The sequence below is a fragment of the Paraburkholderia sp. BL25I1N1 genome, assembly GCF_003002025.1.
Classification (GTDB): domain Bacteria; phylum Pseudomonadota; class Gammaproteobacteria; order Burkholderiales; family Burkholderiaceae; genus Paraburkholderia.
The window spans coordinates 1-24,647 of record NZ_PVZB01000006.1 but is presented as its reverse complement, the minus strand read 5'-3'; the positions used below and the strand labels follow the sequence as shown (position 1 = coordinate 24,647).

The following is a 24,647-nucleotide window of genomic DNA, read 5'->3' as shown; positions in this document are numbered from 1 at the left end:
ATGGCGTCCGTTGCTTGGCTCGCGCGAGGAGAAGCGCAGGCGCCCTGCGCTAATGCTGTACCTCCACTTTCCGACGCGCAACTCGCCCATTACGCCATCACCGCGCTGATCGACGAAGCCCAACTCACGCCCAAGCCCGCGCTGGTCGACCGGCGCGGCAGCGGCGCGCATCGTGACCTCGATCTCGACACCATGCTGCGCTCGGCACATGCGCTCGAGCCGACGTTCGCGGCGCTCGCGCGCGCGGCGCGCCGCCGCGGGGAGCCGTCGGCGTTGCTGCGTGCCGAACTCGCGCAGATCGGCCGCGCCGGCGAACTCGACATGCTGCACGCCACGGGCGGCAGCAATGCGCATCGCGGCGCGATCTGGATCGTCGGCCTGCTGGTCGCGGGGGCGTCGCTGCCCGCCGGCACCAGGCGCGCGAACCCATCGCAGATCTGCACGCGCGCCGCGCAGATCGCCTGCTTCCCGGATCGCTTCGCCGCGCCTTCCGACAGCCACGGCGAACGCGCGCGTCAGCGCTACCAGGTCGGTGGCGCACGCCGTGAAGCGCAAGACGGCTTCCCGCATGTGATCGACGTAGGCCTGCCCGCGTTGCTCGCGGCGCGTCAGCGAAGCATCGACGAAAACGCCGCGCGCGTCGACGCCCTGCTCTCGATCATGGCCACACTGGACGACACCTGCCTGCTGCATCGCGCGGGCTTGCCCGGTTTGCATGCCGGACAACACGGCGCGCAACGCGTGCTGGACGCGGGAGGCAGTTCGACGCCCGCGGGCAGCGCCGCGCTCGCCGCGCTCGAACACGACTTGCTGACGCTCAACGCATCGCCCGGCGGCGCAGCCGATCTGCTCGCCGCCACCCTCTTTCTCGACATGCTGACGCATCACGACGCCGACAGGAGCCCCGACTCATGGAACATCTGACCTTCGACTATCCGGCGCAACGCGCCGTCACGACCCGCGCGCATGTCGGCGTGGTGGGCTCGGGCGATCTGGAAGTGCTGCTCTCGCCCGCCGACCAGGCTGGCGCGCTGAGCGCACGCGTGGTCGTGCGCACCAGCGTCGATGGTTACAGCCACATCTGGAAGAGCGTGTTCGATCGCTTCTTCACGCGCTATGACGGCGCCGCGCAAATCGAAATCAACGACTTCGGGGCGACGCCCGGCGTGGTCGCGTTGCGCCTCGCGGAAGCGGTCGAAGCCGCCGAAGCCGCCGAACGGGGAGACGACGCATGACTACGGTTGCGACCGCTCATCCCGCGCCGATGCTGCGCGAGAGTTTCATCGAACTGCCGGCGCGTGAGCGCGCCCGCTCGCTGCTGGATGCGGGCACCTTCCGCGAACTGCTCGGCCCGTTCGACAAGATCGAATCGCCGTGGCTGCCGTTGCAGGGCGTCGTCTGCCAGGCGGATGACGGTTGCGTGATCGCGCGCGGCACCATCGGCGGCGAGCCCGCCGTGGTCGCCGCGATCGAATCCGCGTTCCAAGGCGGCAGCATCGGCGAAGTGTCGGGCAGCAAGATCGCCGCGGCGCTCGAGCTGGCCTTGCGCGACTGCGAACGCGGCAAGACCGTGCGGCCGGTCGTGCTGTTCGAAACCGGCGGCGTGCGGCTTCAGGAAGCCAACCTCGGCCTCGCGGTGATCGCGGAGATTCAGGCGGCGATCGTCGCACTGCGGCGGCATGTGCCAGTGGTGGGCGTGATCGCGGGCATGGTGGGCTGCTTCGGCGGCATGTCGCTGGCGGCTGCCTTGTGCTCGTACCTGGTTGTCACGAAGCAAGGGCGGCTCGGCATGAATGGGCCCGAAGTGATCGAACAGGAAGCCGGCATCGACGAACTCGACGCCAGCGATCGCCGCCGCGTATGGCAACTGATCGGCGGCGAACAGCGCACGGCGACGGCGCTCGCCGATCAACTGGTCGACGACGACTCCGACGCGGTGCGCACCGCCGTGCGTTCCACCTTCGAGCAAGGCGTGCCCGCCGCGCATCGCAGCGAACAAGTCGACATGTTCCTCGACCGGCTCGCGCGGATCGATCCCGCCAGCGTCACGCCCGAAACCATGCGTGACGTGTTCAACCGTCAAACGCAAAACGATTCGCGCAAGGAGCAAGCATGAGCGACGCAAAACTCAGCCGCGGCGCGCGCTGGTTCCAGGCACTGGCCGGCGAATCGGCCAGCCAGGCGCCTGTGTTGAGCGGCGACGCACCGCTCGGCGAAGAGACCGCGCACTTCTTCTCAGTCGTGCCGGACCCCGCCAACCGCTTTCCGCGCGCGACCGACAACGTGGTCGGACTCGAACAGGGCTGGCGGCTCGCGCGCGCCGTGCGCGACGCCATTGCGCGCGACGAAGCGAGCGGCACGCACCGCCCGATCGTCGCGATCGTCGACGTGAAAAGCCAGGCGTACGGCTATCGCGAGGAGATGCTCGGCATTCACCTGGCGTGCGCCGCGCCGGTCGACGCCTACGCCGCCGCGCGCGATGCCGGTCATCCGGTGATCGCGCTGATCGTCGGGCCGGCCATGTCGGGCGCGTTCCTCGCGCACGGCTATCAAGGCAACCGCATCGTCGCGCTCGACGCGCCCGGCACGATGGTTCATGCGATGGGCAAGGAAGCCGCCGCGCGCGTCACGCGCCGCACGGTCGAAGAACTCGACGCGCTCGGCGAAACCATCGTGCCGATGTCGTACTCGATGGCGTCGTTCGCCAAGCTCGGCTTGCTCGATCAGTTGATCGACGGCGTCGATGCCGATGCGCCAGACGCCGCGCAGATCGAGCGCGTGCGCCAGGTGTTGGCCGAGCAGATCCGGAGCGTGCGCGACGATGGCCGCCGCAATCTCGCGCATCGGCTGGAATCCGAGGCGGCGCGGAAGAATCGCGCGGCGTCGATCGAAGTGCGCCGGCGTCTCGCCGAACAGTGGGATGCGGTGTGATGCAAATCTGTGCCGCACCGCCGTTTGCAATCGAGCACGCGCTCTCGTGCGATGTGCGATGGCGGCCGCACGACTTGCTGCGTCTGCAGCGTCTGGAAGCGTTTGACGATGAACCGTCGTGGGTGCGCGAGGCTTTCGGGCGTGCACCGTATGCGGTCGTACGACGCGCGCTGGCGGCGAATGGGTTCGTCGCGATCGGGATGCGCGGTATTGGACGTTCGGAGCGTTATGGCACGTGGGCATCGTCGGCGGATGTGGTGAGCGCCGTGTCGCCGGAAGCTCTTTCACGCCCACCGCTCACCGGGCGTGATGCATTGCCCGCCTTCGCCGCACTCGCCGCATTGCAAAACGACGCGACGGGTCCGCTGAATGCATTCGTCTGGGGACCGACCGGCAGCGCGGGTTTCGAACTGGCCACACACGTGCCGACGGTGACGGCATCAAGCGATCTCGATCTGCTCATCCGAACGCACGATAAACCGCTCACGTCAGACATTGCGGGCGAATTGCTGCACTATCTGCAAGCGCTCGCACAACGCATCGGCGTTCGCGTGGACGCGCAACTCGATACACCCGCCGGCGGTGTGGCGCTGGCCGAATGGGCCGCGGGCAAACCACGTGTGCTGGCACGCCACGCGCGCGGCCCGCAACTGGTCGCCGATCCGTGGGGCTCCGCGTCTCATGGCGACGACGCCTGATGCTCGCGCTGCTTTTTCCCGGGCAGGGCGCGCAGAGCGATGGCTTCCTGCATTGTTTGCCGGAGCATCATGCGGTGCGCGACACGCTCGACGAAGCGTCACACGTGCTCGGCGTCGATGTGCTCACACTGGACACGCCGGACGCCTTGCGCTCGACCGTCGCCGTGCAGATCGGCCTGACGGTCGCGGGCGTGGCGCTTACACGCGCGCTGGCTGCCGAACGTTTCGTGCCGGAGATCAGCGCGGGCTTGTCGGTCGGCGCGTACCCGGCGGCAGTGAGCTGCGGCGCGATTCACTTCGAAGACGCGTTGAAAATGGTTCGCCGCCGGGCGGAGCTAATGGAGACAGCATACCCATCCGGCTACGGGCTCGCCGCCATAGCGGGCTTGACCGAGTATCAAGTGGAAACGCTCGCTGCGCGACATGCGGATGAAGTCCAGCAACATGTCTACATCGGCAATGTCAACGCGCCGCGCCAGATCGTCATAGCGGGCGCAAATGATGCACTTGACGCCTTCATCACACGCGCGCTGGCTGCGGGCGCGCGCAAGGCCACTCGCCTCGCGGTGAGCGTGCCGTCGCATTGCGAATTGCTCGCGCAAGCCACGGACGAACTGATCGCCTATGCGAAGGACGTGCCGTTTCACACGCCGCAAAGCATCTATGTCGGCAATCTCGGCGGCCGTCCGTTGTATACGGCGGACGCGATCCGCGACGACCTCGCCACCAATATGCGCTACACCGTGCGCTGGTTCGACGCGCTCACGGTGATGCAGGAAATGGGCGCGCATGTGCTGATCGAAGCGCCGCCGGGCCAGGTCTTGACCGATATCGCGCGCGAATACTTGCCGGAGACCGCCGCGCTCGCCGCCAGCACTTTCTCGTTCGATCGACTCGTGGCCACCGCACGACGGCGTCTCGACGCGCATTGAATGATGGGCGGCATGTTCTTCATGCATGCCTCAGCGTTTCTCGATCAACTGCCGCCCCATCGCCTTCGCATACTGATCGAGCGCGTTTCGCGCGACACGTGATGCCGCGAGCACGCCGACATCGGCGTCGTCGCGGTAATACATCGCGACGTCGATCGGCGGCGGCAGCGGACGCACCTGCAATTGCCCCAGTTCGCCGCTGCTCAGATAAGGCTCGACAAATAGCGCGGGCACCGCGGCAATCCCATAGCCGTCGCGCAGCAGTTTCACGATCACCGCGACCGATGGCATGCAGGTCACCTGAGTCTGCACGAGCGGCACGCCGGCGCGTTTGGCGAGCGCCTGCACGATCGCCTCGACGGCGACTTGCGGCGCGGTGCCACGGCCGAACGTCAGCACGGGCTTGCTCAACACGGTCTGCACATGTTTCGCGCGGCTGGCTGGAATCAGATCGCTGCGCGCGATCCAGCGCACGGGGTAGCTCGCCAATAAGGTCGACACGATCGACGCTTCAGGCTCCGCGGTTTCTTCCACTTGAATCACCAGATCCAGTTCGCCCGCGCGCAAGCGCGGCCCGAGTATCGCGCTCGAATCGACCGTGAGATCCACGACGATACGGTTGTACTCGAGGTTCAGCAGGCGGATGTAGTCCGGCAGCCAGCTATGCACCACCGTCTCGATCACGCCGAGGCGCAAACGCGTCGCCACTTGTGTCTCGTCCTGCGCGGCCAATTGCAGCGAGCGCGTGGCCTGCACCACCGAGCGCGCATGCGCGAGCAGCCGCTCGCCATTCTCTGTGAGCTGAAATTCGGCCGCATCGCGCTCGATCAACTCGACGCCCAACTCCGCTTCGAGCGTTTTGATGCGCAGCGAAATCGCCGCGGGCGTCGCATGCATGGCGGCGGCCGTCGCGCGAAAACTGCCCAGACGGGCGAGCGTCAGAAACGTTTCGACAAAGCGGGTATTCATGGCGGAGCTCTCTTAACAGCGGCGGGTTGCACGCGATCATCGCCGTGAACGGGCCACGGCGCTGTTAAGTTTAATTTAACGAAACCCAATAAAAACTCGCTGGATGGATATTTTTGACGTTACTAATCTGGGTTGCATCCGCGACAGTTTTTCAGCCACGCGATCTACCTGGAGTCGAGCAGTCCATGTCCTACACGCCGTCCGAGTTTCGTCAGCAGATACGCAGCCGTCGCCTGTCCGGCCCCACCGCAGGTTATTGCGGCGACTATGCGCAAGCCAATCTCGCCATCCTGCCCAAACAGCACGCCGACGATTTCCTGCGCTTCTGTACGCTGAATCCGAAAGCGTGTCCGCTGCTGGGCATCGGTGAACCAGGCGACTGGCGGGTGCCCGCGCTCGGCGCCGATCTCGACATCCGCAACGACGTGCCGGCGTTTTACGTGTACCGGCATGGCGAGCGCGCCGAAGAAGTGCGCAGCCTCGACGAATTGTGGCGCGACGATCTGGTGGTGTTCGCGATCGGCTGCTCGTTTTCCTTCGAAGAGATGTTGCGGCGTGAAGGCATCGCGCTGCGTCATATCGAACAGCAGGTCAACGTGCCGATGTATCGCACCCGCGAGCGTAACGTGGCGGCCGGCGTGTTCGGCGGCAATCGCGTCGTGTCGATGCGGCCGATGAAAGCCGCCGACGCCATCCGCGCGATCCAGATCACCAGCCGCTTTCCCGCCGTGCACGGCGCGCCGGTTCATATCGGCGATCCGTCGCTGATCGGCATTCGCGATCTGGCGCGTCCCGATTTCGGCGACGCCGTCGAAGTACGCGGCGACGAGCTGCCCGTGTTCTGGGCTTGCGGAGTCACACCGCAAGCCGCCATCGAAAGCGCGCGTCTGCCGTTCGCGATCGCTCACAAGCCGGGGCACATGCTCGTTACCGATATTCCCAACACCACGCTGGCGGTGCTGTAGCCGCAGCCTTTGTGCCCTCACCCGCCGTGCGACGAGACACGGCCAACGACGACCGGAGTACAAGCATGGAAACCGAAGCGCAGTTGACCGCCGACGCCGAGCATTATGGCGAGTCCGGTGCAGGACAAGGCCCGTTCGCGTGGTATCGGCAGATCTCCGCCAGCGAGAAGCGCGCCTTCTGGAGTTGCAAGATCGGCTACGTGCTCGACGCCATGGACACGCAGTTCCTGAGCTTCGTGATTCCGACACTCATAGCGACGTGGGGCATCACGCGCGGCGACGCCGGTCTGATCGGCACCGTCACGCTGCTGAGTTCAGCGCTCGGCGGCTGGGGTGCCGGCGTGCTGTCGGATCGCATCGGCCGGGTGAAGACCTTGCAGATCACGATTCTCTGGTTCGCGGTCTTCACGCTGGCTTGCGCGCTGGCGCAAAATTTCTCGCAGCTGTTGTGGGCGCGCGGGCTCATGGGCCTCGGCTTCGGCGGCGAGTGGACGGCCGGCGCGGTGCTGATCGGCGAAGTGATCCGCGCGCGCGATCGCGGCAAGGCGGTCGGACTCGTGCAGGCGGGCTGGGCGATCGGCTGGGGTATCTCGACGCTGCTCTTCATGGCCGTGTTCTCGCTGGTGCCGGCCGATTACGCGTGGCGCGTGCTGTTCGCGATCGGCATTGCGCCGGCGCCGTTCGTGATCTGGATCCGCCGCTTTGTCGACGAGCCCGAGGTGCATCGGCAGCAGAAAGCGGCGCAGGCCGCCACGCAAACGCGCACTTCGCTGCTCGATATTTTCCGTGGCGAGATCGTCTGGACGACGCTGCGCGCGTCCGTGCTGGCAACCGGCGTGCAAGGCGGCTACTACGCGGTGACCACGTGGCTGCCGACGTATCTGAAGACCGAACGGCATCTGAGTGTGATAGGCACTGGCAGCTATCTGGGCGTAGTGATCGTCGGTTCGTATTGCGGCTACCTGACGGGCGCTTATGTCAGCGACAGAATCGGCCGCAGGCGCGCCTTCATCGCGTTCGCTCTGGCGTCGTGCGCGATTGCGCTGATCTATACGCAACTGCCGCTCGATAACCTTTCGATGCTCGCGCTCGGTTTCCCGCTCGGCTTCTGCGCGTCCGGCATTTTCTCGGGCATGGGCGCGTTCCTCACTGAGCTGTTTCCCACGCGGATTCGCGGCTCCGGTCAGGGCTTCTGCTACAACTTCGGGCGGGCGGTCGGCGCGACGTTTCCGTTCCTGATCGGCTACGTGTCGCAAACGACGACGCTCGGCCATGCGATTGGCGTGTTCGCTGCGGCGGCGTACGGCATAGTGATCCTCGCCGCGTTGACGCTGCCTGAAACCAGAGGACGGCAACTCAGCGCGTGAGCCGCCGCGGCGCACGCGTTCACGCCTGTTCCGGCGCGCGCCCGATCACATGCGAATCCGACGCCGCCGAGCCGTCCGCATGCCCGCGCTCGCGTCCCGCGGTCACGACCGCGCCGGTGCCGCCCGGCCGGCCCACCGACTTCGCATGACGCTCGATCAGCCGTTGCAATAAGCAGAACGCGCACAGCAAGGCGCCGATCACGATGCGGGTCCACCACGAACTGAGCGTGCCGTCGAACGTGATCAGCGTCTGGATCGTGCCGAGAATGCCGACGCCGAACAGCGAGCCGATCACATAGCCGACGCCGCCCGTCAGCAGCGTGCCGCCGATCACCGTCGCGGCGATCGCATCGAGCTCCATGCCCTGCCCTTGCAAGCCGTAACCCGACAGCACATAGAATGTGAAGACCGCGCCGCCGAGCGCCGAACAGAAACCGCTCAGCGCACACACGCCGATGCGCGTGTGCGCCACCGGCAAGCCCATCAGCAAAGCCGAACGCGCGTTGCCGCCGATCGCGTAGACGTTACGTCCGAAGCGCGTGAAATGCGCCACGTAAATCGCGGCCAGCAGCGTGACGAATGCGATCAGCACATTCGCCGTCACCGAGCCGATGCCGATGTCGAGGCGAAACGCCGAGATCTTCTGGAACGTCGGATCGGTGATAGTGATCGACTGTGTCGTGATCAGAAAGCACAAGCCGCGCGCGAAGAACATGCCTGCCAGCGTCACGATAAAGGCCTGCAAGCGGAAGAAGTGAATCAACGCGCCCTGCACCGCGCCGAACACCGTACCCATCAACAGCACGATCGGCAGGATCACCCAGACTGGCCAATGCAGATGTTCGGACAGCACCGCCTCGACGATGGTCGTCAGCGCGACGACCGAACCCACCGACAGGTCGATGCCGCCGGACACGATCACGAACGTCATGCCGATCGCCACGATCAGCAGGAACGCGTTATCGACCAGCAGATCGAGCAGCACTTGCCACGAGAAGAATCCCGTGTACATGACCGAGCCGAATCCGAACAGCGCGCAGAACAACAGGATCGTCACGGCGATCGGCAGCGTGCGCGGATCGACAATATGAGCCCAGGCTTCGAGGATGCGTCTCATCGCGCCACTCTCCGTTGCGTGACAAGCGCCATGCCGAGCGCGCGCGCCGACGGCGACTGGATCACGCTCACCGCGAGCACGACGGCCGCCTTGACGACGAGCGTGGCTTCCGGCGGTACGCCGATCGAATAGGTGGTGTACGTGAGCGTCTGAATGATGAGCGCGCCCAGCACCGTGCCCGCGAGACTGAAGCGGCCGCCGAGCAGCGACGTGCCGCCGAGCGTCACCGCGAGGATCGCATCCAGTTCGAGCAGCAGGCCGGCATTGTTGCCGTCGGCGCTGCGTACGTTCGAGCTGATCAGAATGCCCGCCATCGCCGCGGTTAGTCCAGAGAAGCCGTACACCGCGAAAACGAGCGCCTTGGAGCGCAAGCCGACCAGACGCGTGGCGACCGGATTGACGCCGATCGCGCGAATGAACAGCCCGAGCGCGGTGCCTTCGACGAGCGCGGCGGTTGCCAGCACCGACACCGTAGCGATCCACACCGAACACGGGACGCCGAGCCAGTAACCGCCGCCTACAAACAGATAGCCCGGCGCGCCGATCGGGATGATCTGCCCCGCCGTCAGCAATTGCGCGATGCCGCGCCCGGCGACCATCAGGATCAAGGTGGCGATGATCGGCTGCATCCCGACGAACGACACCAGCAAGCCGTTCCACATGCCGCTCAGCACGCCGACGATCAAAGCCGCCAGCAGTGCCTGCGCGATCAGTCCGCCAGTCGGCACCGGCTGCGTTGCGAGTATCGTGGCCGCGGCGGCGCCCGCGATCGCCACCACCGCGCCGACCGAAATATCGATGCCGCGCGTCGCGATCACCAGCGTCATGCCGGTCGCGACGAGCACCAGCGGCGCGGCACGATTCAGCACATCGATCGGCGCGCCGAACAGATGGCCGTCGAGCATGCGCAGCGACAGAAAATGCGGATTGACCCACAGGTTCAGCCCGCACAACAACACCAGCGTGACGCACGGCCAGATCAAAGGACGCTCGGCGCCGTCGCGTACGAACCAGTTAGATAGCTTCATTCGCCGCTCCCCGCGATGAGTCGATAGATATTGTCTTCGTTCGACGCCTTGCCGGCCACTTCGGCGATCTTGCGACGGTCGCGCAACACCACCACGCGATGGCTCACGCGCAGCACCTCGCTGATCTCCGACGAAATGAACAGGATGCTCAGACCGCTCGCGCATAGCGCCAGCAGACGATCCATGATGTCGAACTTGGCCGCAACGTCGATGCCGCGCGTGGGTTCGTCGAGGATCAGCAGTTTGGGATCGGTGGCGAGCCAGCGCGCCAGCAGCGCTTTCTGCTGATTGCCGCCGGACAGCAGGCCGATCGGCTGTTCCGCATCCGCGGCCTTAATGCCGAGCCGCTCGATCCATAGATCGGCCAGTTCGCGCGCGCGCTGCCGGCTGATCTTGCGCCACCAGCCGCGCCGCGCCTGCAAGGCCAGCAGAATGTTTTCGCGGATCGACAGTTCCGCGACGATGCCTTCTTTCTTGCGGTCTTCCGCGCAATAGCCGATGCCGTGGCGCACCGCGTCGCGCGGCGAACGCAGCCGCACCGGGCGCCCTTTCACCAGAATCGTGCCGCTGTCGGCGCGGTCCGCACCGAACAGCAGCCGCGCGGTTTCCGTGCGGCCTGAGCCGAGCAAACCAGCGAGACCGAGGATCTGGCCGGGCTGCACGTCGAGATCGATCGGCTGCAGCGTGCCGCGCCGTCCCACGCCGCGCAACTCGACGAACGGCTGGCCGGTCTGCGCGGCCTGTTTTTCTTCCGCGTCGTGCCCTTCCTGCGCGGCTTCGCGCAAACGTGCGCTCATCCGCTCGTGGCCGACCATCTTCGATACCAATTGATCGGCCGGCAGATCGCGCGCGAGATATTCACCTTCGCGCTCGCCGTTGCGCATTACCGTGATGCGATCGGAGATGGCGTACGTCTGTTCGATGAAATGCGTGACGAACAGAATTGCAATGCCAGATTGCTTAAGATGCCGAAGTATTTTGAAAAGCTGGCTGACCTCACCGTCATCGAGGCTCGAGGTCGGTTCGTCGAGGATCAGCACGCGCGCGTCGACCGAAAGCGCTCGCGCGATGGCCACCATCTGCTGCACGGCGATCGGATACGCGTCGAGCGATCGCGTGACGTCGAGACTCACGTCGAGGCGCGCCAGCGCGGCTTGGGCGCGCCGCTTGATGTCGGGCCAATCTATCGCGCCGAAGCGCCGTGGCTGCCGCCCCGCAAAAATGTTCTCCGCAACGGAGAGGTTCGGGCAGAGATTCACTTCCTGGTACAGCGTGCGCACGCCGGCCGCTTCAGCTTCCTGTGGCGAGGCGAACGCCACTACCTGGCCACCGAGGCTGATCGTGCCGGCGTCCGGCGCTAACACACCGGTAAGCACGTTGATCAAAGTGGATTTGCCCGCGCCGTTCTGCCCCATCAACGTGTGGATCTCGCCGGGGAACAGGCGGAAATCGACCCGCTGCAGCGCCTTCACGCCAGGAAATGTCTTGCTGATGCCGGCGGTCGCGAGAATCGGCTCGACGCGGTTCGTGGCGCCGTCGGCATGGGTTGCGGCGGCGCCGATGATGCCGGCCGGCGGGTTCGGTTCAGATGCGGGATGCGTCATAGGCCTCGCTCGATCGGCGGTGCGTGGTTCGGCGGCCTCCAGCGGCCTCAAGCCGGCAGTGCGCGGAAAAGAGGCCGCCGCTGCCCAAGCAGTCGGACGGCCAGGCACCACTGGAGAAACCTTTTTTCGTGTGTCGGTACCGCGCTTCCCGGTTGCGCTTTGGTCCGCGTTTCTATGCCCGCTTTTGACAGTCAGGAAGCCTTATCAATTGCCGTCAGTACTTGCGCGTCGGCAGTGTCTGCGCGGCGACACTCATCGGGAAGACCGTCTCTTCCGTCAGGATGCGCTTAGGCAGCTGCTTGCCGGCCACTACGTCTTTCACCGCCGACATCAATTGCGGACCCAGCAGCGGACTGCACTCCACATCGACATTCATCTTGCCCGCGGCCATGGCCTGGAAGCCGCCCTTGGTCGCATCGAACGAAACGACGATGATGTCCTTGCCCGGATGCATGCCGGCCTCTTCCATCGCCTGGATGGCGCCGAGCGCCATATCGTCGTTATGCGCATAAACTACATTTATTTTATTTCCATATGTCTTTATAAACGCTTCCATGACCTGCTTGCCGCCGGCGAGCGTGAAGTCGCCGCTTTGCGACGCAATGATCTTGTACTTGGGATCGTTCTTGATCACTTCGAGGAGACCCGAGTGCCGGTCGTTGGCGGGCGCCGATCCGACCGTGCCCTGAAGTTCAGCGATGTTGACCGGGCCTTGGTCGTTCTTGTAGTGATCCGCGAGCCAATGACCACCGCGCCGGCCTTCTTCCAGGAAGTCCGATCCGATCATCGTCACATAGAGCGAGGGGTCTTTCGTATCGATGTTGCGATCGGTGAGAATCACCGGAATTTTCGCGGCTTTAGCCTCGCGCAGTACTGGTTCCCAGCCCGACTCGACGACCGGCGAAAACGCAATCACGTCGACTTTTTGCGCGATGTAGGAGCGGATCGCCTTGATCTGGTTTTCCTGCTTCTGCTGGGCGTCGGAGAATTTGAGCTTGATCTTCGCGTCGGCCGCCGCGGACTTGACCGACTCCGTGTTGGCGGTGCGCCATGCGCTTTCCGCGCCGACCTGCGCAAAACCCAGCGTGATCTGTTTGTCCTGCGCGTAAGCGCCCGGCGTGGCCAGCGTCAGCGCACCGAAGCCCGCGCAAAGTGCGAGCGCGCCCAACGCACGACATGCGGCGCGTCGTGTATTCGCCATGACTGTCTCCTGATCGTTGTTGTGTAGGCGACCCATCGAATCCGCCCAGCCGTTGCGGCCCTCACGGTGCGTGGATCGTGATGTAGCGTAGTGTGTAGGGCGTTAACCGTCCAATCATATGATTCGCGTCGGCGATATCAATTTTGGTATAGCGCGTCTGGCGGTTGTGGGTGGTCGCGGGGCGTGATGTTGATGTGGCTTGGACGCGTTGCCTGGCGTTACCGCGTTTGCGCTTTTTTATGCGCTTACGTGTTCCGTGACCTGGTGGCTTCGGGTTTGGTCGGCTTGGTCGGCTCCGCGGCGCAACCGCACTCGCCCAATGCACGCCACGCATTAGCGAACATCCGCACGCGGCGTCACCCATCGAAACGTCAGGTTGATGCGTTCGCCCGCCACTCGCGGCTCTTTGGGCACCCGGTGCCGCCACTCGGCCTGCGTGTCGCCCTTCATCACCAGCAAGCTGCCGCCTTTCAGCGAAAAAGACTGCACGACGCCGGTCTTGTTGTGCCGCAGATCGAACGTGCGAGCGACACCCAGGCTCACCGAGGCAATCACCGGATGCGTGCCGAGTTCGGGCTCGCGATCCGCATGCCAGCCCATGCTGTCCGTGCCGCTTCGGTAGCGGTTGATCAGCACGCTATTAAAATGCGCGTCGCAAATCGACTCCACAGCGGACTTCAGTTCGGCGACGGTCGGCGTCCAGGCCTGTGGCACGTTGCGAATACCCGAGTAGACATAGACGGCGTCAGGCTCGCCTTGCCAGGCGGTCAGCCGTGGCAACGGCACACGCCCGGCAGGCGTGCCCATCATGTCCTGACGCCATTCGACCTCGTCGATGAGGTGCGTCAAGGCCCGTGCCGCCGCTTCAGACGACAGCCAATCGGGATACCAGTCGACGTGGGGCGTCGGCAGAGCATCAGAAAAATCCGCAAAAAGATCCGTCATGAGAATGCCTGAGTACAATCGCGCGCACAAAGCGCGACTGGATGAGAACCTTGGCTATTATGGCGGCAACGATAACGACGCTACTCGCGTAGCTTGCGGTTTGATCCGGCGCCGTCCTTTTCATTTCGCACACGTCACCTTCAAGGAACCCTCAAATGCTTCTTTCCGACCAGGCGCTCAATCAGCTTTTCCGCGAAGCGCGCACGCATAACGGCTGGCAGCAAAAACCGGTCGACGACGCCGTGCTCAAGCAACTCATCGAACTCGTGCTGCTCGGCCCGACATCGGCCAATTCGAGTCCGGGCCGCTTCGTCTTTGTCAGAACGCAGGAGGGCAAGGAAAAACTGCGCCCGGCTTTGTCGCCAGGCAATCTCGAGAAGACGATGGCAGCGCCGGTCACGGCGATCGTCGGCATGGATATGGCGTTTTACGAGCACCTGCCGAAGCTGTTTCCGCATGCCGATGCACGCAGCTGGTTTGCCGGTAACGAGAAGGCGATCGCCGACACGGCATTTCGCAATTCGACGCTGCAAGGCGGCTATCTGATTCTCGCCGCGCGCGCGCTCGGCCTGGACACGGGCCCAATGTCAGGGTTTGATGCCGCCAAGGTTGACGAAGCGTTCTTTGCCGGCACCACCGTGAAGTCGAACTTTCTGATTAATCTGGGCTACGGCGACCTGTCGAAACTGTTCCCGCGCAGCCCGCGCTTCGCTTTCGACGAGGCCGCGCGGATCGTCTGACACAGGGTGCCCGGCACGTCCTTGCGCGGTCAAGTCAAGATCGCCACGTAGAAAACCACGGCGCCGATCAACGCGCCGATGAAGCAGAAGCCCTCTTCGGCTTCGTCGCCGTTGGACCGCACCCAGGCCCCCACGACGCCGAACAATCCCGCGATGCCGAGAGCGACGCTAAGCATGACGACATAGAACAGCGCGCTTTTGCCCAACTCGGAAAAATCGATGTTGCGCACGCCGAAGTACAAGCCGATCGCCATTACCGAAATGACCACGAGTGGCAGCATGACGTGGCTGCCCTCATATCCGACGTGATGCGCGTGGCGGAACGGGTTGCCTGATCTGATCAGCTTCATATGTGCCTCCCTGCTTTGCCCTCTGCCGGCGACAGTACGAACCGCGAGCGGACTGCGCGGGCCCTCGCTGTGGCCTTTGCCCTGACTGCGATACAAGCCGGTTCTATTTGAGAATAGTCCACGCCCGACCACAATTCAAAGCCCATTTAATTCGAACATATCGGCAGCCTGAACGGCCTACCCTCAGCCGCTTGGGTTGCTGCAATGCAATACCGTGCGCGTGCCTGTTAGCCTTTGACGTTTTGCCATAGCGGCGTCAATTTGGCGCGACCGGCAGGCCGTTGCACATCTCGGTAGAATGGATCGGCTCGTTCGCCACGGCATTGCCGCGGTCGACGAGCCGCCGCGGCTCCGCCGTGTGCCGGCCCCTTCCCGCCCTGATCCTCTCTATGCGCCGCTCATCGTTTCTTGTTCGTTTCATCCTGATTGGCATTCTCCTGCATATCTACGTGGGCTTGCGTCTGATACCGGACATGCCGATCGACATGACCGGCCGCTGGCTGTGCGCGCTGTGGCTCGTGCTGTCGATCTTTCTGATTCCGCTCGGCATGCTGGCGCGCACGATCAAACAACAACCACTGGGCGACCGGCTCGCATGGGTCGGCCTGCTGGCGATGGGCTTCTTCTCGTCGCTGCTGGTCCTGACATTCGCGCGCGACCTCGTGCTCGCTTCGCTCCTTACCGTCGATGCAATCTGGCCGAACACCATTGCCATCCCGCACTGGCGAACCAGCTCCGCCGCGGCTGTGCCGCTGCTCGCGCTGCTTTCCACGCTCGTCGGCCTGTTCAACGCTCGCCGCCGCGCCAAGGTGGTGACGATCGAAGTGCCCATCGACGATTTGCCCGCCGCGCTCGACGGCTTCACGATCGTGCAGATCAGCGATATTCACGTCGGCCCGACTATCAAACGACGCTATGTCGATGCAATCGTCGACGCGGTGAATCGCCTCAAGCCGGATCTGATCGCTGTCACCGGCGATGTCGTGGACGGCAGCGTGCCGCAACTGACCAACCATACGCAGCCGCTGTCACGGTTGAGCGCACGCCATGGCGCTTTTCTCGTTACCGGCAATCACGAGTATTACGCCGGCGCCAACGCGTGGATCGACGAATTCCGGCGCCTGGGATTGAACGTCCTGCTGAACGAGCACGTGATCGTGGATCACGACGGCGCACGTGCCGTGATCGCCGGCGTGACCGATTATTCAGCGGGCCATCACGATCCAGCGCACCGCAGTGATCCAGTCGCGGCGCTGGCCGGCGCACCCGGCGACGTACTGATCAAGGTGCTGCTCGCCCACCAGCCGCGCTCAGCCGAAGCCGCCGCCGCAGCCGGCTTCACGCTGCAGCTATCCGGCCACACGCATGGCGGCCAGTTCTTTCCGTGGAATTTCTTCGTGCGCCTTCAGCAGCCGTTCACCGCCGGCCTCGCGCGGCTGAATGGACTGTGGGTGTACACGAGCCGCGGCACGGGCTACTGGGGACCGCCGAAGCGCCTGGGCGCACCTTCCGAAATCACGCGCTTGCGCCTCATACCCGGCGAGCCCGATTAAGGCCCGACAGGTCCGATCAAGGCGCCCGTTACTGCGCGGGCGCCACAGCCACGCTCACTTGCGGTGCGAACGCCACCACCACTTGCATACCCGGTGTCACGCCGGTGATCTTGGCGGGATCGCGGCCCTGGATATGAAACAGGGATCCATTCGGGTCTTTGAGCGCCATGATGCCGGAAACGTGGTCGATGGACTCGACCCGGGCGTGCACGCTCTGCACCGTGTTCGACTGGGCAATCTGAGCCGCTGCCGCTTGACCGTTCGCGCTCTGCGTGACGCTGATCACGGCATTGCGCATCATGCGGATGTGCACCTTGCCGCCTTGCCTGATCTGCCCGAGATTGCGCGTGTCGGTAATGGTGAATGACGCTTCACCGCCTTGCGCGTCGAGCACAGTGACCGAATGGTTAGCCTGATCGACCGACTTCACGACACCGTCTGCCTGCAGCGTGCTGCTGCCTTCGAACGGCGCCGGCAGAGCTGCGGCTGACGACACGAGCGGAGCGGCAGCGATCAACGCGCCGGCGATGACGCCAAGAGCTTTAACTTTCATAGATTCCTCGATTCGGATGAGCGGCGGAAATAACGACGTCGTGCGGATCACGGCGCAACGCTGCAAGAGCGAAAACCCCGACAAATAAGACTGCGCATTTGAGCGCCAAGGCCGCGCGACGTGTTCCGGATGATGCAGACAGTGTGTTTTCCGGGACGGCTACCGTCAATATTCGGAGTCCGTATTTATGTAGGAATAGCTCTCCCATGCATGCGGAAACTTCCCCAAAGATGGCATGCAATTCATTCGCCGCCTCGCTCCGTCGCGACTTGACTTACCTTTGCAGAGATGCCTAAAATCCGCCCAGTTTATTTACCCGGAATCCCGATCTTGGACAGTAGCAGTAGTACCCGTCGAGCTTCGATTCGCCCGATCGCCTGATCGGCAAGATTTCCGCGCCAGTCTTTGCCTGTCGCCGTCTTGCCTTCGGGCCGGCGGTGCACGTCGTTGATACCCACTTTTTACCAGCGAAATTGCCAGTAAGTTGCAGTGAAGTGCCGCACGGCTCCATGCCGTGCCGACCTTGCTCGACTGTCGGCGCCGTGAACCGTTCGTTCGCGCTGCGCCACGCCTGAACGCGCCCGCGTCCCATGGAGACGGACGTGCTGCTGTCACGTGTACGGTTCACACTGTGCAGTTTTGCGCCTCAACCTTGCTTACCGATGACCATTGAATTCGTCTGGCGGCTTCTCGCCGCCTTCGCCTGCGGCGTCGCGATCGGCCTCGAACGGCAAATACGTCAGCGCAATGCCGGCCTGCGCACCATCACGCTGGTCGCGAGCGGCGCGTGCCTGTTCGTCACGCTCGGCGTACTGACCGGCAACGGCACGGCCGGCATCACCCAGATCGCCGCCTATGTGGTCTCGGGCGTCGGCTTTCTCGGCGGCGGCGTGATCATGCGCGACAAGGGTTCTATCCAGGGAATCAACACTGCGGCAACCTTGTGGTGCTCGGCCGCGGTGGGCGTTTTGTGCGGCGCGGGTCATTACGGGCCGGCGCTCGCCGGCACCCTCGTCGTGCTGTTGACCAATACCGTGCTGCGCGAAGTCAGCCGCACGATCAACGCGACGCCGGTATCGAACGCCGACCTCGTACGCGAATATGTGTTGACGATCGTCTGCCGGGAAGCCGACGAGATCCACATTCGTACCGCCGTCTCCAACTCCATGTATTCGACGCCGCTGTCGTTTCAAAGCCTGACGAGCGAGGACGTTGAAAACGACCCAGGACGCATTCGCGTTACGGCAACGTTGAAGATGCATCCCAAGGATCAGTCGAAGCTCGAACAGATGGCCAGCCGCCTCAGCATGGAAAAGAGCGTTTCCAGCGTCAGTTGGACGGCCAGAGAAGCGGAGCCGACGCCGGAGTAAGCGTGACGTGTAAGTTCCCTATCTGCGCGCGCATCGTCTACACTTGTTCTGCAATAGATTTAGACAATGTTAATTCCGCGTCCTGAATATGGACTGTCCCATAACCATCGACTAAGCTCTGTCACCGTGAATTTTTCACACTCAACTAGGGAGTCTCGATTATGGAACACGGCATCATTGCATGGCTCATCATCGGCGCGATCGCTGGCTGGCTGGCAGGCGTGCTCGTCAAGGGCGGCGGCTTCGGCCTGATCGTCGACATCATCGTCGGGATTGTCGGCGCGTTTATCGGCGGCTGGCTCGCCGGCGTTCTGCACATTTCGCTGGGCGGCGGCTGGATCGGCTCGATCATCACGGCGGTGATCGGCGCGGTCATTCTATTGTTTCTTATCCGCCTCATTCGACGAGGCACCTGAGCGTAGCACCTGATGTCTTTCGGCGTCAGAGGCGAATGCCACCTGACGCCGGTTTGATCCGACAACCCGCGTTTAAAGCCTTGTCTCCACCGCCGGCAACATCGAGCCGGTGTCCCGCAGCCGCGTATGCCAGGCGAAAGCCTGATCCAACTGATGCGGCGTTTGCCCGCCTCCCTTCAATGCTTCCCTATAGTAGTCGCGCAACAGATCGCGATACAGCGGATGCACGCAATTGTCGATGATCAACGTTGCGCGTTCCCGCGGCGCGAGACCGCGCAAGTCGGCGAGTCCCTGCTCCGTCACGACCACGTCCACGTCGTGTTCGTTGTGATCGCAATGCGGCACCATCGGCACGATGCTCGAAATGCGGCCGCCCTTCGCCATCGACTTGGTCGCGAAGATCGCGCACGACGCGTTGCGCGCAAAGTCGCCCGAACCGCCGATGCCGTTCATCATGTGCGTGCCGCCCACGTGTGTCGAATTCACGTTGCCATAGATGTCGAATTCGAGCGCGGTATTCAACGCGATTAATCCGAGCCGGCGGATCACTTCAGGATGGTTGCTGACTTCTTGCGGCCGCAGAACAAGTCGATCGCGATAGCGTTCGAGTTCGCTGAACACCTGCACCTGGCGCGCGGCCGACAACGTGATCGACGCGCCGGAGGCGAACGTCACCTTGCCGGCATCCATCAGATCGAAAGTCGAATCCTGCAGTACCTCTGAGTAAATTTCGAAGGCGTCGAACGGTGAATCGACGAAACCAGCCAGCACGGCATTGGCAATCGTGCCGATGCCGGCCTGCAACGGCGGCAAGCGTTTGGGCATGCGCCCGCGCGATACTTCGTGCTGGAAAAACTCTATCAGATGACCCGCGATCGATTCGGTCTCGGCATCCGCCGGCAACACGGTGGACGAACTGTCGGCCATATTGGTGATGACGATCGCCGCGATTTTCTCGCGCGGAATCTCGATAGCCGGCGTGCCGACCCGGTCTTGCGGACGGACGATCGGCAGCGGCTCGCGGTTCGGCCTGGGGCCCGGAATCCAGATGTCGTGCAGTCCCTCGAGCGCGAGCGGTTGCGCAAGATTGATCTCGACGATCACCTTGTCGGCGAGAATCGCGAAGCTCGCCGAGTTGCCCACCGAGGTGGTCGGCACGATGCCGCCGGTCTCGGTGATCGCGGTGGCTTCGATAATGGCGATATCGAGTTTGCCGAGCTGGTTCGCGCGCAGCATCTCGACCGTTTCAGACAAATGTTGATCGACGAACATGACTTCGCCGCGATTGATCGCGTCGCGCAGCGTCTTGTCCACCTGAAACGGCAAGCGGCGCGCCAACACTTGCGCCTCGGTGAGCGTGCGGTCCACGTCGTGACCCAGCGACGCACCGGTCATCAACGTAATGCGCAGCGGCTTGCCTTCCTGACGGGCGCGCTCGGCAAGCGCAACGGGGACTGCTTTGGCATCGCCAGCGCGCGTGAAGCCGCTCGCGCCGACACACATACCGTCCTGAATCAGAAGCGCCGCCTCGGCGGCTGAAGTGATTTTTGCGCGCAACTCAGCGCAGCGAATCCGGTCTTGGTACATGAAACTGGGTCTCTCCATAGTCACCCGTCCAGACTACCAGTGCGCACGTCTGCGGTGTGCTTCGCTCGGTAGCCGGATTGTCGCACCCGCCGCGGCGTCACGATCGGACGCGGTCGCGGTCAAGTGATTCGTCGCGCGTCGAACGTTCGCGACAGGTCTTGCACATACGTCAGATATAACGAGTGGCGCGGCCTAGCTGCCAAAGTAGATGTTGCAGAAGCTCACAGGCCCGACGCACTCGTCAGCTTTGATTGCCGGTGTGGTGCTGCGGCTTTGCGTTTCGGCATTCTTCGCGCGCTGCGCATTCGCTTGGGCAACCTGTTGTTCCGGGGCGGCCGGCGCCGTTTGCGCGTGAGCGACGACGGCGGACAAAGAGCAGGCAATCAGGGCAATCTTCAACGCATTCATTTCGTTCTCCAGGACTTACGGTGCTGCCTCGCGGGAAACCCGTTGGGGAAACCGTGGGGCAGTGATGAAACTATATGGCTGCCTGTCCCGCGGATAAATGGGGCGGTCCGGAAGTGATCCTTCCATCTTGCAGAAGGATCGCTGCACAGAATCCGTCGCCGCGTGCATCGGTCAATGCGGGTTGAACGGCGCGTCCTTGTCGAGCAACGCCGTGCGGATGAAGTGCAGGCAACTCAGGATGCGCTGCAGGTCGTGACGCTTGTCGCGATCGGCATGAACCATTTGCAGCACGTCCTGCGCAAGCCACGTGGCCGCGCGCACGGACAGCAGCGCTTGCTCGAGACCACGCGCGTCGGGCCGCTCGAACAGCCGCGCGAGATCGTCGCGCGTATGCTCCACGGTGCTGGTCCAGCGCGGATGAAGAGCCTGCACGTAGTCGGCGCGCGCCATTTCGTTGCGCAGGTCGATCACGGCGTGGCCGACTTCGAGCGTCGCGAGTGTCCAGCGCAACGCATCGCGGCGGCGGCGGGAGCGTCGCGTCAATAGCATGCGCAACTGTGAAGTCAGGTCGTGCGTGCTCGACTGAAAGCGTTGATTGAGACCCGGCAGTGCGTCCTTGCACGCGAATACGACTTGCGCGCGTAAATCGCCCATGATTTTCCCGATGAGCCAGGGCATGTCGGCCGGAAAAACCACCGCGAAAACGAGCGCCGCCAACAGCATCGACGCGCTCAACGCGATGCCGTTGTTGATCAGCAGATCCGGCGCGTAAGTGACGACGTTGTCGGGTCCGGCGAGCAGGCAGAAGAACACCGAGAAACCGATCCCGTATCTGGCCGCCAGCTTGCGCGTGGCGATGAATGCGCCGAGCGCGAGCACCGGCGCCAGCGTCGCGCACAGCAGCGGAAAGCCGTCGATATTCGGATATACGTAGCACGTGAACACGTAGCCGGTCACGGTGGCCAGCACCGCGCCGACGGCCATCTGCACGGCCATCTTCGACGGGTTCGGCGCAGTCGATGTCAGCGCGCATGCCAGCGCCGCGCCGATCACCGCAAGGCCGCCGCTCGGCCAGTCGGTCATGAACCAGAACCAGCCCGCGATCGCCATCACCACAGCCGAGCGGATAAACGTCAGCGCAACGACAAAGGTGTTGGTTTTGCTCACATAGCGGCTTTTCGTTCGCGGATGGCTGTCGTCACACTTTCGCTGCGTCACGGATGCGTAGGTCCGCGAGTAGCGGATCCATTCGTCGACGAACCGGTACAGCAGTTCCGCCGCCGTATCGAAGTCCGCCAGCGATTCGGCGGGCGCGGCTTCCAGCGGCCGTCTCGTTTCACGCACACGCCTCGGCAGGCTCGCCTGGAAATGTTGCAAACGGGCGGCCATGCGCGATGCATCCACCGCGGCCTCGAACTGCGGCGCCATGAGCGCGGCCAGCTCGTCGAAATACGGCTTGATCGCCGCGACGATCGGCGCCGAGCCGTTCGCATGTAGCCGCTTGAGCAGTTGATGCAGCGCATGCAGCCGCGCACAGGCATCCATGAACTCGCCGTTCAGACGACCGAGATGCTGACTGCGTGAACGCATGGCCGGGTCTTCGAAGGCGGCAAAAGTACGCGTCGCCTCGAACCCGACGATCTCGTCGACGAGATTCGCGAAGCGCCGCTCGAACTGGCCCCGCTTGATGCCGCGAGCCAACACGTCGGCAGCGAACGCAGTAAAATTTCCGTACCGGATTTGTAGCGCGCGCCGCAGTGCGAGGCTGGACCGCTGCGGCACGATCAGCGCACTCACCGCGCTCGAAGACACGATGCCGACCGCCACTTCCGCCGCGCGCGTGAGCGCCGCCAGGAACAGGTCGTGAGGCACTGTGACGTTCGGGATGCCGATCAGCGCAGCGGTATAACCCGCGAGCACAAAGCCGTACCATCTGAAATGCCGATACCGGACCGCTGCCGCAATGCAGGCGCTCACCCAGCCGATCATGCCGAGCATATACAACTCGGGCTGCTGGACGAACAGCGCGCCGAGCACCAGCGCGGCGACCGTGCCCGCCGCAGTCCCGAGAATCCGGTAGAAACTCTTGGCCAGCACCATGCCGCTGAACGGCTGCATCAGCACGAACACGGTGGTCATCGCAATGCGCGGCTGCGGCAGATCCAGCAGCATCGCAATGCCCAGCGCCAGCAAGCCCGCTGTAACGGTTTTCAGCAGATGCGGCCAGATCAGACTCTCGCCGGCCGCCCAGTCCCGGACGGCCGGGCTTAGCATTTGCAACATGCGGCCCCACTGCCGGCGGGAATCCGCCGTCGGTTCGATCGCATGTTCGCGTTTCATCTGAAATCTGGGCGCCCCGGTTGGTCGCTTAAGGAAGCACCGGCGGGAATACTGCGGACACCGGCACGCAAGCCGCCGATTGTAGGAGCATGCTATGTGCGCATTAAGAGGACGGCTGCGGAACGTCCGTTCCAGAATGAACAACAATGCGCATCCGGGACAGGCGGACAATACGGCATAAGCCGTGAAATGGAAGGATCGATGGATACGTTACAAAATATGCGAGTGTTCGTGCGCGTGGTCGAAGCCGGTAGTTTTACCGCCGCCGCTCAGTCGCTCAATTCAACGACCGGCGCCATGTCCCGCGCGGTCTCGGAACTCGAAGCTCATTTGCGCACGCGGCTGCTCAACCGCTCGACGCGACGACTTGCGCTCACCACGGCAGGCGAGCGTTATCTGAAACGATGTCAGCAGATACTGGCAGATGTCGACACGGCGGAAGAAGAAGCCAGTTGTGCGCATGAGCGGCCAAGCGGCGCTTTGCGGATGCACAGCTTTGCCAGCATCGGCCAGCACTACGTTTTGCCGGCTGTTTCGCGTTATCGCGCACTGTATCCGGAAGTCACGGTCGAGCTGACATTGTCGCAGCGCATGCCGGATCTTTTCGAAGGTAGCGCCGATGTCGCGGTGATCGGCGCTTCCACCTTGCCTGATTCGGAGCTTGTGTCGCTTCCGCTGGGGACGACTTTTAGCATCATGTGCGCGTCGCCCGCGTATGTGCGCGCACACGGCGCGCCGCAGCAGCCCGCCGATCTGGCGCACCACGAATGTCTGATCCTCCACACACCGGCGTTTCCGCCGCACGAGTGGGTGCTCGATGGGCCGAACGGCAGCGAAATGATGGAGGTGAATGGGCCGGTGCACGTGAACATCGCCGAATCGCTGATTGTCGCAATTCGCGAAGGGATGGGCATTGGCATGGTGCCGCTGTACGCCGCCATTTCCGGATTGCGTGACGGCACGCTAGTGCGCGTGTTGCCGGACTATACCGCGCAGAAGATGCATGTTTACGCGCTGTATCCGTCGCGTAAGTTCATCGACGCGAAGACGCGGACCTGGGTTGAGTTCCTGCGCACCCATCTGCCGAAAGTCATCGCACGCGATGAGGCGCTGCTCGCGGAAGTCGGAGAAGCGCAGGCCGACGGGCCGGCTCCGATGAAAACCGGACATGAGGTGGCGCATAAACTTTGAGTAGTCTTACGCCTATGTTTAAGCCCTGCTCTGACGTGGAGTCCGTTGAAGTTCCGACCCAGCCTGAACTGGTCTGGACCCGGTTCGTGGAGATCTATCCTTTTGAGCAGGGTGCGCCGCCCATGGCGAAGCATCGCATCCTGTACCCGGCCAATCGACGGGCGCGGTGTACTGGGAAGGCGCAGTGCGGGTGAACCGCGAAGGTGTGGATGTGGGCCGGGCGTATCTGGAACTGACGGGCTACGCGAAAGCGCGTAAGCGTTGCGCGAGCACCGTCTAGACCGACGGCGCCAAAGTGGACACAGTGGGCCCCACCAAACGAGTGGTGGAGACTACTTTGTCACCTGAGATAGCGACAGTAGCGAGACGGACGCGTAAGGGC

At 63.6% G+C, this 24,647-nt stretch carries 24 protein-coding genes and 1 pseudogene; 14 read left to right on the top strand and 11 right to left on the bottom strand.

Annotated elements, in window-relative coordinates; genetic code table 11:
* Genes B0G73_RS10735 through mdcH form a run of 6 tightly spaced genes read left to right on the top strand, consistent with a single transcriptional unit; the run spans nt 1 to nt 4,561 of the window.
* Nucleotides 1–924 carry a triphosphoribosyl-dephospho-CoA synthase gene (locus B0G73_RS10735; protein WP_106280500.1) on the top strand — a complete coding sequence of 308 codons (924 nt, stop codon included), beginning with the start codon at nt 1–3 and terminating at the stop codon, nt 922–924.
* The gene (locus B0G73_RS10730) at nt 912–1,235 is read left to right on the top strand and encodes a malonate decarboxylase subunit delta (RefSeq protein WP_106280498.1); all 324 of its coding nucleotides are present in this window, start codon (nt 912–914) and stop codon (nt 1,233–1,235) included. Before B0G73_RS10735 ends, B0G73_RS10730 begins: the two co-directional genes overlap by 13 nt.
* Nucleotides 1,232–2,116 (top strand): biotin-independent malonate decarboxylase subunit beta, encoded by an 885-nt coding sequence (locus tag B0G73_RS10725; RefSeq protein ID WP_106280496.1) that lies wholly within the window; start codon nt 1,232–1,234, stop codon nt 2,114–2,116. Before B0G73_RS10730 ends, B0G73_RS10725 begins: the two co-directional genes overlap by 4 nt.
* Complete coding sequence (mdcE, locus tag B0G73_RS10720; protein WP_106280494.1) at nt 2,113–2,931, top strand: biotin-independent malonate decarboxylase subunit gamma; 819 nt, start codon at nt 2,113–2,115, stop codon at nt 2,929–2,931. Before B0G73_RS10725 ends, mdcE begins: the two co-directional genes overlap by 4 nt.
* Nucleotides 2,931–3,629, top strand: a complete 699-nt coding sequence (locus B0G73_RS10715) for a malonate decarboxylase holo-ACP synthase (protein WP_106280493.1) — start codon at nt 2,931–2,933, stop codon at nt 3,627–3,629. The genes mdcE and B0G73_RS10715 overlap by 1 nt, the downstream gene beginning before the upstream one ends.
* Nucleotides 3,629–4,561: a malonate decarboxylase subunit epsilon gene (mdcH, locus tag B0G73_RS10710; RefSeq protein WP_106280491.1), complete on the top strand. Its 933-nt coding sequence runs from the start codon at nt 3,629–3,631 to the stop codon at nt 4,559–4,561. Before B0G73_RS10715 ends, mdcH begins: the two co-directional genes overlap by 1 nt.
* 30 nt (nt 4,562–4,591) lie before the next feature.
* On the opposite strand, the gene B0G73_RS10705 is transcribed toward mdcH, so the two are convergent.
* A complete protein-coding gene (locus B0G73_RS10705) occupies nt 4,592–5,530 on the bottom strand; it encodes a LysR family transcriptional regulator (RefSeq protein WP_106280490.1) in 939 nt (312 codons plus the stop codon).
* A 185-nt stretch (nt 5,531–5,715) separates the two neighbouring features.
* On the opposite strand from B0G73_RS10705, the gene B0G73_RS10700 reads away from it, so the two are divergent.
* Nucleotides 5,716–6,495 (top strand): putative hydro-lyase, encoded by a 780-nt coding sequence (locus B0G73_RS10700; RefSeq protein ID WP_106280488.1) that lies wholly within the window; start codon nt 5,716–5,718, stop codon nt 6,493–6,495.
* A gap of 65 nt (nt 6,496–6,560) precedes the next feature.
* Nucleotides 6,561–7,862 carry an MFS transporter gene (locus B0G73_RS10695; RefSeq protein WP_106280487.1) on the top strand — a complete coding sequence of 434 codons (1,302 nt, stop codon included), beginning with the start codon at nt 6,561–6,563 and terminating at the stop codon, nt 7,860–7,862.
* A 19-nt stretch (nt 7,863–7,881) separates the two neighbouring features.
* On the opposite strand, the gene yjfF is transcribed toward B0G73_RS10695, so the two are convergent.
* From yjfF to B0G73_RS10670, 5 genes are all read right to left on the bottom strand, one after another.
* Nucleotides 7,882–8,979, bottom strand: a complete 1,098-nt coding sequence (yjfF, locus tag B0G73_RS10690; protein ID WP_106280485.1) for a galactofuranose ABC transporter, permease protein YjfF — start codon at nt 8,977–8,979, stop codon at nt 7,882–7,884.
* Nucleotides 8,976–10,007 carry an ABC transporter permease gene (locus B0G73_RS10685; protein ID WP_106280483.1) on the bottom strand — a complete coding sequence of 344 codons (1,032 nt, stop codon included), beginning with the start codon at nt 10,005–10,007 and terminating at the stop codon, nt 8,976–8,978. The genes yjfF and B0G73_RS10685 overlap by 4 nt, the downstream gene beginning before the upstream one ends.
* Nucleotides 10,004–11,611: a sugar ABC transporter ATP-binding protein gene (locus B0G73_RS10680; RefSeq protein WP_106280482.1), complete on the bottom strand. Its 1,608-nt coding sequence runs from the start codon at nt 11,609–11,611 to the stop codon at nt 10,004–10,006. The genes B0G73_RS10685 and B0G73_RS10680 overlap by 4 nt, the downstream gene beginning before the upstream one ends.
* Before the next feature lie 214 nt (nt 11,612–11,825).
* On the bottom strand, nt 11,826–12,812 hold the full coding sequence (locus tag B0G73_RS10675) for an ABC transporter substrate-binding protein (protein WP_106280480.1): 987 nt from the start codon (nt 12,810–12,812) through the stop codon (nt 11,826–11,828).
* A gap of 333 nt (nt 12,813–13,145) precedes the next feature.
* On the bottom strand, nt 13,146–13,757 hold the full coding sequence (locus B0G73_RS10670) for an alpha-ketoglutarate-dependent dioxygenase AlkB (protein ID WP_106280479.1): 612 nt from the start codon (nt 13,755–13,757) through the stop codon (nt 13,146–13,148).
* A gap of 155 nt (nt 13,758–13,912) precedes the next feature.
* On the opposite strand from B0G73_RS10670, the gene B0G73_RS10665 reads away from it, so the two are divergent.
* Entirely contained in the window at nt 13,913–14,497 is a 585-nt protein-coding gene (locus tag B0G73_RS10665) for a malonic semialdehyde reductase (RefSeq protein ID WP_106280477.1), read from the top strand.
* Nucleotides 14,498–14,526: 29 nt separating this feature from the next.
* Here the strand turns inward: B0G73_RS10665 and B0G73_RS10660 are convergent, their stop codons facing one another.
* Nucleotides 14,527–14,847, bottom strand: coding sequence for a hypothetical protein (locus tag B0G73_RS10660; RefSeq protein ID WP_106280475.1), 321 nt, complete (start codon nt 14,845–14,847; stop codon nt 14,527–14,529).
* Nucleotides 14,848–15,236: 389 nt separating this feature from the next.
* Here B0G73_RS10660 and B0G73_RS10655 point away from each other — a divergent pair, with 389 nt between their 5' ends.
* The gene (locus B0G73_RS10655; RefSeq protein WP_106280474.1) at nt 15,237–16,400 is read left to right on the top strand and encodes a metallophosphoesterase; all 1,164 of its coding nucleotides are present in this window, start codon (nt 15,237–15,239) and stop codon (nt 16,398–16,400) included.
* A 28-nt stretch (nt 16,401–16,428) separates the two neighbouring features.
* Here the strand turns inward: B0G73_RS10655 and B0G73_RS10650 are convergent, their stop codons facing one another.
* Nucleotides 16,429–16,953: a hypothetical protein gene (locus tag B0G73_RS10650; protein ID WP_106280472.1), complete on the bottom strand. Its 525-nt coding sequence runs from the start codon at nt 16,951–16,953 to the stop codon at nt 16,429–16,431.
* Between the two features lie 662 nt (nt 16,954–17,615).
* Between B0G73_RS10650 and B0G73_RS10645 the strand changes: the two genes are divergently transcribed.
* Together B0G73_RS10645 and B0G73_RS10640 are read left to right on the top strand one after the other, a co-directional pair.
* Nucleotides 17,616–18,323 carry an MgtC/SapB family protein gene (locus B0G73_RS10645; RefSeq protein ID WP_106280470.1) on the top strand — a complete coding sequence of 236 codons (708 nt, stop codon included), beginning with the start codon at nt 17,616–17,618 and terminating at the stop codon, nt 18,321–18,323.
* A 161-nt stretch (nt 18,324–18,484) separates the two neighbouring features.
* Complete coding sequence (locus B0G73_RS10640) at nt 18,485–18,739, top strand: GlsB/YeaQ/YmgE family stress response membrane protein (RefSeq protein ID WP_007176844.1); 255 nt, start codon at nt 18,485–18,487, stop codon at nt 18,737–18,739.
* Nucleotides 18,740–18,811: 72 nt separating this feature from the next.
* Here the strand turns inward: B0G73_RS10640 and B0G73_RS10635 are convergent, their stop codons facing one another.
* From B0G73_RS10635 to B0G73_RS10625, 3 genes are all read right to left on the bottom strand, one after another.
* Nucleotides 18,812–20,326 carry an acetyl-CoA hydrolase/transferase family protein gene (locus tag B0G73_RS10635; protein WP_106280468.1) on the bottom strand — a complete coding sequence of 505 codons (1,515 nt, stop codon included), beginning with the start codon at nt 20,324–20,326 and terminating at the stop codon, nt 18,812–18,814.
* Between the two features lie 192 nt (nt 20,327–20,518).
* Entirely contained in the window at nt 20,519–20,734 is a 216-nt protein-coding gene (locus tag B0G73_RS10630; RefSeq protein WP_106280467.1) for a hypothetical protein, read from the bottom strand.
* Nucleotides 20,735–20,905: 171 nt separating this feature from the next.
* On the bottom strand, nt 20,906–23,074 hold the full coding sequence (locus B0G73_RS10625) for an FUSC family protein (RefSeq protein WP_106280465.1): 2,169 nt from the start codon (nt 23,072–23,074) through the stop codon (nt 20,906–20,908).
* A gap of 201 nt (nt 23,075–23,275) precedes the next feature.
* Here B0G73_RS10625 and B0G73_RS10620 point away from each other — a divergent pair, with 201 nt between their 5' ends.
* Nucleotides 23,276–24,265, top strand: a complete 990-nt coding sequence (locus tag B0G73_RS10620) for a LysR family transcriptional regulator (protein ID WP_106280463.1) — start codon at nt 23,276–23,278, stop codon at nt 24,263–24,265.
* A gap of 151 nt (nt 24,266–24,416) precedes the next feature.
* Nucleotides 24,417–24,545: pseudogene (locus tag B0G73_RS10615) on the top strand (lipocalin family protein); the annotation flags it as partial.
* Between the last annotated feature and the right edge of the window lie 102 nt (nt 24,546–24,647).